This is a genomic window from Microbacterium sp. UBA3394, from assembly GCF_002358725.1.
Classification (GTDB): domain Bacteria; phylum Actinomycetota; class Actinomycetes; order Actinomycetales; family Microbacteriaceae; genus Microbacterium; species Microbacterium luteum.
In genome coordinates this window covers 1-1,949 of record NZ_DEPK01000193.1, presented here as the reverse complement: position 1 = coordinate 1,949, position 1,949 = coordinate 1, and the positions used below count along the sequence as shown (strand labels likewise).

3 protein-coding genes are annotated in these 1,949 nt (G+C 68.6%); 1 reads left to right on the top strand and 2 read right to left on the bottom strand.

What is annotated here, in order from left to right:
- Window positions 1–871, bottom strand: an 871-nt coding sequence (locus tag B4E30_RS11610; RefSeq protein WP_349676960.1) for a peroxidase family protein, incomplete at its 3' end; no start/stop codon positions are given.
- 52 nt (window positions 872–923) lie between these two features.
- The gene (locus tag B4E30_RS11605; protein WP_286795391.1) at window positions 924–1,358 is read right to left on the bottom strand and encodes a Fur family transcriptional regulator; all 435 of its coding nucleotides are present in this window, start codon (window positions 1,356–1,358) and stop codon (window positions 924–926) included.
- A gap of 121 nt (window positions 1,359–1,479) precedes the next feature.
- On the opposite strand from B4E30_RS11605, the gene B4E30_RS11600 reads away from it, so the two are divergent.
- Window positions 1,480–1,949 (top strand): aquaporin (locus tag B4E30_RS11600; protein WP_286795390.1); only part of this gene is annotated, 470 nt, incomplete at its 3' end.

Sequence of the window (1,949 nt, the reverse complement as noted above, 5' to 3'; positions counted from 1 at the left end):
CCTCGTCGTTCATCGCCATGCGACCGAAGGTCTCCCGGATGTCGCGCGCCGAGGCCATCGGGTCGGGGTTGCCGTTCGGGCCCTCGGGGTTGACGTAGATGAGACCCATCTGCACGGCGGCGAGGGGCTTCTCCAGCTCGCGGTCGCCGCTGTAGCGCTCGTCGCCGAGCCACGTGGTCTCCGGGCCCCAGTACACGTCGGCGTCGGGCTCCCACACATCGGCACGGCCACCGGCGAAGCCGAAGGTCTCGAAGCCCATGTCTTCGAGGGCGACGTTTCCGGCGAGGATCATGAGGTCGGCCCACGACAGGTTCTGACCGTACTTCTTCTTCACCGGCCACAGCAGGCGGCGTGCCTTGTCGAGCGAGACGTTGTCGGGCCAGCTGTTCAGCGGCGCGAAGCGCTGCTGGCCGGCGCCGCCGCCTCCGCGACCGTCCGTGATGCGGTAGGTGCCGGCGCTGTGCCAGGCCATGCGGATCATGAGGGGTCCGTAGTGACCGAAGTCGGCGGGCCACCAGTCCTGCGACGTGGTCATCACCTCGGCGATGTCGGCCTTCACTGCGGCGAGGTCGAGGCTTCCGAAGGCGGCCCTGTAGTCGAAGTCCTCGCCCAGCGGGTTGGCGACGGCCGGGTTCTTCGCGAGCACCTTGAGGTTGAGCTGGTTGGGCCACCACACGCGGTTCGCGTCGCCCTTGGTCGGATGCGGCTGGTCGCCGTGGATGACGGGGCAGGTGCCCGCAGCGGCGTCGTTCGGGCTCGGTCGGGTCTCGCCGTCGGCGCGCTCGCTCTCGGGGGTGTCGATGTCGGTGACCGACTGGTCGATCTCGGTGTCGGAGCCGATGCCGGCGGGGTTCTCGTCAGCGTTCGTCATGGGGTTCCTTCCTGGGGACGAGGGTGGACGGAGAGGGGAAAGTCTTCGTAAGTCATGCAGCCGCGGCGGCGCATCGGGCGCAGACGCCCCAGAACGTGACCTCGGCGGTGTGCACCGCGAAGCCCCGCGTGTCGGACGGATGCAGGCACGGCGCGGCGCCGGTCACGCAGTCGACGTCTTCGACGCGACCGCACTGGGTGCAGACGAGATGGTGGTGGTTGTCGCCGACGCGCAGTTCATAGAGGCCGGCCTGACCTGCCGGCTCGATCCGGCGCGCGATGCCCGCCTCGACGAAGTCGCCGAGAGCGTTGTAGACGGACTGCTTGCTTGTGCCGGGAAGACTCTCTCGGACACGATCGAAGAGCGGTTCGGCTGCGATGTGCGCGGCGCCGTGAAGGGCGGAGAACACGGCGCGCCGCGTATCGGTCACCCGCAACCCGGCTGCGCGCAGCGACGATTCGACATCATGCGCATCGGGGCTCGTCATACCCCCACTCTACCGTTCTTTTGACAAATTCAAAACAACGAGCGGCTGTCACGCAGATGGCGTGCTCTGGTCGGCGCCGGGGCGTGCCAGTACCCTGAGCGCATCGGAAAGGAGGCGCGCGATGAGCAACGATCCGCGTCCTGAGAAATCCATCCCACCCACCGACCTCGAACACACCCCGCCGCCGGGCGGACCGACCCTCGGCGCCAAGCTCGCCGCGGAAGGGTTCGGAACCTTCCTGCTCGTCTTCGGACTCATCGGAACAGCGCTGTTCGCGAACCACTTCGCCGATGCCGAGCGCGTCTTCGCCCCCGGGATCGTCTATATCGCCGCCTCGTTCGCCGTGGGACTCGCGGTGATCATGGGCGCCTACGCGTTCGGTCCGATCTCGGGCGGGCACTTCAACCCCGCCGTCACCCTGGGCCTGGCCGCCGCCGGCAGGTTCCCGTGGCGCGGCACACTCGCCTACATCGGCGCTCAGATCGTCGGCGGCCTCGTCGCCACCACCGTGCTGGTGCTCATCGGCCTCTTCGGCCCGGCCGGCTGGCTGCCCGCCGCGCAGGACAGCGGATTCGCCAGCAACGGATGGGA